This window comes from Pseudovibrio sp. POLY-S9 (genome assembly GCF_001431305.1).
Classification (GTDB): domain Bacteria; phylum Pseudomonadota; class Alphaproteobacteria; order Rhizobiales; family Stappiaceae; genus Pseudovibrio.
Map to the genome: position 1 here is coordinate 103,724 of NZ_LCWX01000071.1, position 6,781 is coordinate 110,504.

8 protein-coding genes and 1 pseudogene are annotated in these 6,781 nt (G+C 51.3%); 4 read left to right on the plus strand and 5 right to left on the minus strand.

Annotated elements, in window-relative coordinates; translation table 11 throughout:
- Nucleotides 1-36 precede the first annotated feature (36 nt).
- Both PPL9_RS05180 and PPL9_RS05185 read left to right on the plus strand, forming a co-directional pair.
- Nucleotides 37-1,155: a cobalt-precorrin-5B (C(1))-methyltransferase gene (locus PPL9_RS05180; protein ID WP_057461676.1), complete on the plus strand. Its 1,119-nt coding sequence runs from the start codon at nt 37-39 to the stop codon at nt 1,153-1,155.
- Entirely contained in the window at nt 1,155-1,931 is a 777-nt protein-coding gene (locus PPL9_RS05185; RefSeq protein ID WP_057461679.1) for a precorrin-6A/cobalt-precorrin-6A reductase, read from the plus strand. Before PPL9_RS05180 ends, PPL9_RS05185 begins: the two co-directional genes overlap by 1 nt.
- On the opposite strand, the gene PPL9_RS05190 is transcribed toward PPL9_RS05185, so the two are convergent.
- Entirely contained in the window at nt 1,921-2,478 is a 558-nt protein-coding gene (locus PPL9_RS05190; RefSeq protein ID WP_057461680.1) for a cytochrome b/b6 domain-containing protein, read from the minus strand. The two genes, PPL9_RS05185 and PPL9_RS05190, sit on opposite strands and share 11 nt — an antisense overlap.
- A gap of 137 nt (nt 2,479-2,615) precedes the next feature.
- Between PPL9_RS05190 and PPL9_RS05195 the strand changes: the two genes are divergently transcribed.
- A complete protein-coding gene (locus PPL9_RS05195) occupies nt 2,616-3,443 on the plus strand; it encodes a RibD family protein (RefSeq protein WP_057461682.1) in 828 nt (275 codons plus the stop codon).
- An 84-nt stretch (nt 3,444-3,527) separates the two neighbouring features.
- Entirely contained in the window at nt 3,528-4,097 is a 570-nt protein-coding gene (locus tag PPL9_RS05200; protein ID WP_057461684.1) for an NUDIX hydrolase, read from the plus strand.
- A gap of 33 nt (nt 4,098-4,130) precedes the next feature.
- Here the strand turns inward: PPL9_RS05200 and PPL9_RS05205 are convergent, their stop codons facing one another.
- The 4 genes and pseudogenes from PPL9_RS05205 to PPL9_RS33050 form a co-directional block, all read right to left on the minus strand.
- On the minus strand, nt 4,131-4,952 hold the full coding sequence (locus PPL9_RS05205) for a methyltransferase domain-containing protein (protein WP_057461686.1): 822 nt from the start codon (nt 4,950-4,952) through the stop codon (nt 4,131-4,133).
- On the minus strand, nt 4,949-6,058 hold the full coding sequence (locus PPL9_RS05210) for a glycosyltransferase family 4 protein (RefSeq protein WP_057461688.1): 1,110 nt from the start codon (nt 6,056-6,058) through the stop codon (nt 4,949-4,951). The genes PPL9_RS05205 and PPL9_RS05210 overlap by 4 nt, the downstream gene beginning before the upstream one ends.
- Nucleotides 6,051-6,470, minus strand: coding sequence for a 6-carboxytetrahydropterin synthase (locus PPL9_RS05215; protein WP_057461690.1), 420 nt, complete (start codon nt 6,468-6,470; stop codon nt 6,051-6,053). The genes PPL9_RS05210 and PPL9_RS05215 overlap by 8 nt, the downstream gene beginning before the upstream one ends.
- A gap of 18 nt (nt 6,471-6,488) precedes the next feature.
- A pseudogene (locus PPL9_RS33050) lies at nt 6,489-6,781 on the minus strand (dehydrogenase); the annotation flags it as partial.

A 6,781-nucleotide genomic window follows, 5' to 3' on the forward strand; every position in this document is an offset into this window, starting at 1 on the left:
GCTTGGTATATCTCGCTAAATCTGTATAGTCGCCGGATGGCTGGAACTGGGCAAAAAAAACTGAGAACAGGCTGGACAACAGGCGCCTGTGCAACCGCTGCGGTAAAGGCAGCGTATACAGCTTTGCTGTCTGGAGATTTTCCGGATCCGATCAGCATCACCTTGCCTCGTGGTGATACGCCATCCTTCGCACTCGCCTTCGAAAAACTGACTGAAAATTCTGCATCAGCTGCCATCATCAAGGATGCTGGTGATGACCCTGATGTAACCCACGGAGCGCTTATTCAGGCCAGAGTGACTTTCAACCCAAAGGTTACCGGAATTCGCTTTCTCGCTGGTCCTGGCGTTGGAACGGTTACGAAACCCGGGCTGCCGATCCCGGTTGGTGAGCCTGCCATTAATCCCGTGCCTCGCCAAATGATGACCCGTGAGCTGCAACAAGTGGCAGATGAGTACGGCGTAACTCTTGCTGTAGATGTTGAGATATCCATCCAAAACGGTGAAGAGCTGGCTCAAAAGACCATGAACCCGCGGCTTGGTATCATCGGGGGCCTCTCTGTCCTCGGCACAACAGGTATTGTCCGGCCATTTTCGTGTGCTGCCTGGATAGCATCCATTCATCGTGGTGTAGACGTTGCGCGTGCCACGGGCTTAGCCCATGTCGCAGCTGCAACAGGAGCAACCTCAGAAGATGTGTTGCGTGCCCACTATCCAGATTTATCCGAGCAGGCTTATCTTGATATGGGAGATTTCGCGGGTGGCCTGCTCAAATATCTGCGTGCGCACCCTGTTCGGAAGCTAACCATCTCTGGTGGAATCGCCAAGCTGACGAAGCTTGCACAAGGGGCTATGGACCTGCATTCGGCTCGCTCAGCAGTCGATTTTGATGCACTGGCAGATGTATTGGATCATGCCGGAGCTTCGAAAGAACTTCTCGCGGAAACAAGAGAGGCAAATCTAGTCTCTTATGTTACTCAAAGAGCTGCTGCAGAAAATATTCGTATGGGCGAGGTCGTTGCGCAGGGAGCCCAACGTGCGGCCTTAAGCATCCTTCGTGGGGCTGCTGTTAGCGTTGAGATTATCGTGGTGGATCGGCAAGGTCAGGTATTGGGTCATGTCCCGGCTGAAGAGCCTGCAAAACTGGAGCAGTTTTGATGCCAGAGAAGCCCAAAATCCTTGTGCTCGCAGGTACACGAGAAGTTAGAAAGCTGATTGCTGCACTGGCTGTGAATGCCGAATTCAAAGTCATTGCTTCACTCGCTGGAGTAACCAAAAACCCAGCAGACCTTGCGGTGATGACACGTACCGGAGGCTTTGGTGGTGTCGATGGCCTCTCGAACTACCTCCAAACTCAGGGCATTGCTGCCGTTATCGATGCAACCCACCCGTATGCTGCTCAAATGTCCTGTAATGCGGCCAAAGCAACAAGGCACCTCGCGATTCCGTTGCTCCGGTTTGAACGAGCCGCTTGGGAGCAAGCCAATGATGATATTTGGTATTCTGCAGATAACGTAGAAGCAGCACTGAATCTGATTCCACCCAGAGCGAAGGTCTTTTTTGCTGCCAGTGCCAAGATTGCTGCACCGCTGAAACAACGCCCGGACCTTACATTTGTAATCCGTACCTTAAATCGCCCGAGTGGGAGTGAAGTGCTTCAAAACGCGGAGTACATTGAAGGATTGCCAAATGAGAGCTGGTCCGAAGAATCCGAGCTTTTTAAGGTGCTGCAAGTAGACTGGCTCATCAGCAAAAACAGCGGCGGATCAGCATCCTACGGCAAAATCAGAGCCGCTCGTGAGCTACAGATGCCAGTTGCGATGCTTAAGCGCCCAAAGCCATCCGACGGCATTTTATGTGCGTCGATTGATGAGGTCTTGAAGACCTTAAAGGCTTGCGTGAAAAATACGCAACACTGCCAAACTAATCTTTAGGCTTCTGGTAAGGCGCCGTTGTCATCCGCTCGATAATCCCATCTTTAGCGATGAGCCAGTGATAGAGCGCGCCTAAAATGTGCAGCGTGATCAGCCATGCAAACACAACACCAACAGTTGCATGGAAATCCAGAACGCTTTCTGAAACTGGACGATTTTGCGAAACGATACTCGGCAGATCAAACAAGCCAAAAAATGGCATTGGTGCTCCGTAAAGGGAGAGGCCCACCCAGCCTAATATCGGATTTACGATCAGCACGAGATAGAGCAACCCGTGTACTGAACGTGAGACGATCCGCAGAGCTGGTGAAAGAGAGGCTGGCGGCGGTGGAGCAGGCGTAATCCAATGCTGAAGAAGGCGCAAAACCACGAGCAGGAAGAGCAGGATACCGATGCTCTTGTGATAGAAGTAGAGCGTATTCTGAAGGGCTCCAGGCCCCAGATCCGTCATCACCAGTCCCATGGGAACCATGATTAAGACCAGAATGGCGACGATCCAGTGATACGTCTTCGCCATGGCTGAATACCCGGCAACTTTATAGGCCATGCTCTATTCTCCTGATAATCCCAGAGGTTCCTGAAGAGCCCCTGCAATCTCCTGATCGACAGATTAATCAAGGTTCGTTACCACTAGGCTAACCTTAGGTGAGGTGAGCTGTGAACTCGGTAAAACAAGGGGGCTTGATGGACAGGGGCCACACAACACCAATACATCAACAAGATCATCCGAATAATTCTCAGTTGACCTGCGAAAAGCCGCTAGAACAGTCCTCGGGATATTTGTCTCCTGATGAATGGCAGGAGGTCTTAGCAGCGTCGGTGGAGAGGCGTGCACCAGACCTGCAAGGCTATGGCAGTGTGTTCGCACCTCTTTGCATGGCGCAAAAGCAATTTGTTATTGGTCAGCTTGGACAGTCAGTTGATGGCCGCATTGCAACGGTCACCGGAGACTCCAATTATGTGAGTTGTTCTGAAGCATTGATCCATCTTCACCGGCTCCGGGCAATTTGTGATGCTGTCGTAGTGGGAGTGGGAACTGCGGTTGCGGACAACCCTCAGCTCACTGTCAGGCATGTCAGTGGACGTCACCCGGCACGCATTGTCATCGACCCTTATGGCCGTATGCCTCGCGACAGTACACTCCTGCAGGATACAAATGCCCGCCGCATTGTGATTACGCGAACAGATGCCCATGCGCGTTATCCTGATGGAGTGGAATGCTTTCAGCTACAGCCAAATGCAAAAGGCCGTTTGTCCTGTGCTGAAATCCGGCATTTACTGCGAGAGTTTCGATGCATCCTCGTTGAAGGCGGTGCTTGGACGCTGTCTCGCTTTATCGAGCTGAAAATGATCGATCGTCTTCACTTGATGATCGCTCCGCTCATCATCGGATCAGGACCAAGAGGTCTTCAGTTGCCTGCGATTGATTATCTCGCACAGGCTATCCGCCCCAATGTCACTTGGCATCCTTTGGGTGTTGATATGCTGGCAGATCTGAGCCTGAACAATTAACTTTTCCAAAGGGTTGAAAAGCATTTCCTTTCACTGGCAAGTGCCCGTATAAATTTGCGTGAATTTCCGAATAAGGACACACGCATGCCAGAGCTCATCAGACGCACGACCCTTTGGGAAGCTAAAGGGCGGATTGAGGAAGTCGAAGTGCGTGTTGTTCACGAAGATGGACGCGAGCACATCACGACAGATCCGGTATGGGTTTACGGCGATTCAATTGCTGTGCTGGCTTATGACCCTCAAGCGAAAACAGTCCTGATCGTTAAGCAACTCCGAGTCGCGCCCTACATTATGGAGGAAGAGATTATCCTGGAGGCATGCGCTGGCGGAATCGAGATCAGCGATCTGTCCATAGAAGAAGCATGTATACGCGAAGCTCAGGAAGAGCTTGGGTGCCAACTCACCAATCTCACCAAGGTCGCGAATGTCTTCATCAACCCTGCACGTCTTGCAGAGCGGGCGCATTTCTTCCTCGCCGAGTACACATCCGGCGACCTGAATATTGAAGGGCGCGATCTGGATGAAGACGAAGATATTGAAGTTGTCGAGCTGTCATTCCAGGAGCTAAGAGAGCTCTACAACAAACAGGAAATCCGCTGCCCACGCCTCTTCATGCTCACACAAGCATTGATCTTGAAGAACATAGGCCTCTAATTTTGAGCGCTGGAAGCATAGGTCTTCATAGCCTTATTGAGGCGGAAGGCCAACAATATCAACATGCCCGACCTGCAGTTGTGATTTACCTTTGCCAAGTGCTGCTAAACGAAATTCCAACCAATCATCCACGATTGTATCTGATACCCCAACTTCGCGTGCCGCTTGGGCCCACCCCTTAATCAGCTCCAGCTGCAAAGCATCGTCTTCAGGTGCGCACACCCAGTCAGAACGTCCGGTAAAGCAGGTGTAACCCGCCTTAAGCAATCGCTCACGAGCATGAAATCCACCAAGCGGCCCTAATGCAGACCCAAACCCTTTGTCCGTTGCTTGATGCTGATTGAATGCGCGCTGAATAAGCCGATCTGTCGGGTGGTGTGGTTTGCTCAGTAGGATACCGTTGTACGAAAGCCCTGCAAGAAACGGGAGTTTCAGCTGACGCATACGGGCAACAAAGCTATCCAGCCAGTTTGCACTCACAAGATCCAGAAAGGCCGAGGTAACAACCCCATGATGCCCTTCCAGAATATCCAGTGACCCGGCATCAGTCAGTTCGCAAACATCTGTTTTCGTTCTGGTATGAGGCAAGGGAGGAGAGATGCGTTTTGCAACTTTGAGAAGTTCAGGGTCGTTATCGATCAGTAACCACACTTGCTCCCTGTTTGACTCAATATGTTCGGCCAAATCCTGCAGAAAGGAACCGGTTCCAGCGCCCACATCTATGAGCCGGAGCGGGCCACTCTTGGGAGCATGCTCGACCAACCAGCTACAAAACTTTTTCATGACGTCTTTGTTGCGCGCACGCCGGTCTGCTTTACGACGTAATGAGAGCCATTCAGAGGAAAATCCACTCACCTGTGAGCCTCCAGTGTGCAAGCAAAGGCCTTTGCGCTGTCATTCCAATCTGGCAATGCACGAGCAGCAGCAAGGGCCCCAGTTGAAAGTTGAGAGCGTAACTCTTTGTTTTGAAGAAGTGTTTCGATGGCCTTGCCCAAAGCTAGAGGATCGCCCGCACCAACATGAAAGCCAGCTGTAGGCGGAACCGTCGATGCGACAGCGCCTTCGCCACTTGCAATAATCGGGAGCCCAAAACTCATAGCCTCCGCAAAAGCCATCCCGTATCCCTCATAGTATGTTGGGAGCACAAAGAGGTCGGCTGATTGATAGAAACCCGTTAGTTCAGCTTTGGGAATACCTCCATGAACGCGAATACGCTCTGTGAGGTCATGCTTTTTGATTTGAGATCGCACTTGGCTCGCATATTCTGGATCAAACCGCGTTTCTCCAATGAGATCCAGATGCCAGTCCAATTGCTTCAATTGCCCCAGCGCTTCAACTAAATGCAATTGCCCTTTTCGCGGTACCAACGACCCAACACAAAGCAACTTTGGGGCTGCCAGAGTATCGTTCGAGGTTGCAGCGCTCTCCGAGCCAGTTGGCCGATCAATACCGGGCAGAACAATACTGATCTTTTCCGCTGGAACGCCCATTTGAGAGATAAGCGTCTTTTGTGTCGAAGGACTGGTCACAATCACATGCTTTGCAAACGTGAGTGCTTTCGTCTCAGCCGCGCGGAGCACCTTTGCCAGCTCAGGGGCAATCCCACTTTCCAGAAACAGTGGGTGATGAACCAGCGCAATGAGATTGGAACGCTCAGCGATACTCTGCGCCAGATCAGATGAAGCCCCAAGCACCAAACCATCCACGATGATCAAAGCTGGGGGCTCTATTTCTACAATGACTTCAAGCGCCAGCTTTTTGTCAGCATCAGATGGGACCGGGTAGGTGCCTTCAAGGCTAATGAGTGAAACATTCCAGCCGTGTTTCTGCAGACCCCGAATGATCTCACGATCATATCGATAACCACCTGTGGGCGTATTCAGATCACCCGGAAAGACAAAATAGCAAGATCTGGCAGGTGCTTCTGCTGTCTGGCCTAAAGAAGGATGTAAGTTACTCATGAGCCTCGGATGCAGTCAACGGCGCCTCATAAGACGCACGCGCATTAGGGTTCTCAGAAATTGAAACGCGTACCTTGCTAAGTTCGCTCGGTTCGCGGCCCAGTTTATGTAGATAAGCAGCATCGCACACGCGCTGGTAAATGTAGCTACAGAGAAAATCGACCGTGGTGTTCCGCCCCTTGAACTGAGGAAGGTCATCAAGATTCTTGTAGTTGAACGGATGCAGGATTTCTGCCAGTACATCAAGCGCATTGCCAATGTCGATGACAATCCCGTTCTCATCCAGTTCCTCTGCAAAAATAGCGACGTGAACGTGTGCAGTAAGGCCATGAAGCTGAGAGGCAGGACCAAACACCTCTCCCTTCAGGCTGTGCGCGATCATAATGTGATTGCTGATTTCGACTGAATACATCTCAAAATCCTCATAAAATTAAGTGTAAACAATGGGTTGGCATAAAGTATCTTTCTTGCCTGAAAGAACGTCTTTCAAATCCTTCGGCGCTTTTTCAAATTCGATGGGAGGCGCGAGCAAAGTATCGAGTACGTCATCTTTCAGAAGAGAGATTGCCGCCTCCATTCGCCTGCGGTGCGTCCAGCGTGGCCTCATGATAGGGGCAACCTGACCGACTTGAGACGAGATAAGACTGAGGCGCTGACTGTGAAAACTCCCGCCAAGAACAAGGCCGGAAGGGCGCGAGCCATACCAGGACGCCTCCACAATTC

Excerpts from the sequence above, each read along its gene's own strand:
- PPL9_RS05215 (WP_057461690.1), bottom strand. The coding sequence starts at position 6,470 with ATGTATTCAGTCGAAATCAGCAATCACATTATGATCGCGCACAGCCTG.
- PPL9_RS05180 (WP_057461676.1), top strand. The coding sequence starts at position 37 with ATGGCTGGAACTGGGCAAAAAAAACTGAGAACAGGCTGGACAACAGGC.
- PPL9_RS05195 (WP_057461682.1), top strand. The coding sequence starts at position 2,616 with ATGGACAGGGGCCACACAACACCAATACATCAACAAGATCATCCGAAT.
- PPL9_RS05200 (WP_057461684.1), top strand. The coding sequence starts at position 3,528 with ATGCCAGAGCTCATCAGACGCACGACCCTTTGGGAAGCTAAAGGGCGG.
- PPL9_RS05190 (WP_057461680.1), bottom strand. The coding sequence starts at position 2,478 with ATGGCCTATAAAGTTGCCGGGTATTCAGCCATGGCGAAGACGTATCAC.
- PPL9_RS05210 (WP_057461688.1), bottom strand. The coding sequence starts at position 6,058 with ATGAGTAACTTACATCCTTCTTTAGGCCAGACAGCAGAAGCACCTGCC.
- PPL9_RS05185 (WP_057461679.1), top strand. The coding sequence starts at position 1,155 with ATGCCAGAGAAGCCCAAAATCCTTGTGCTCGCAGGTACACGAGAAGTT.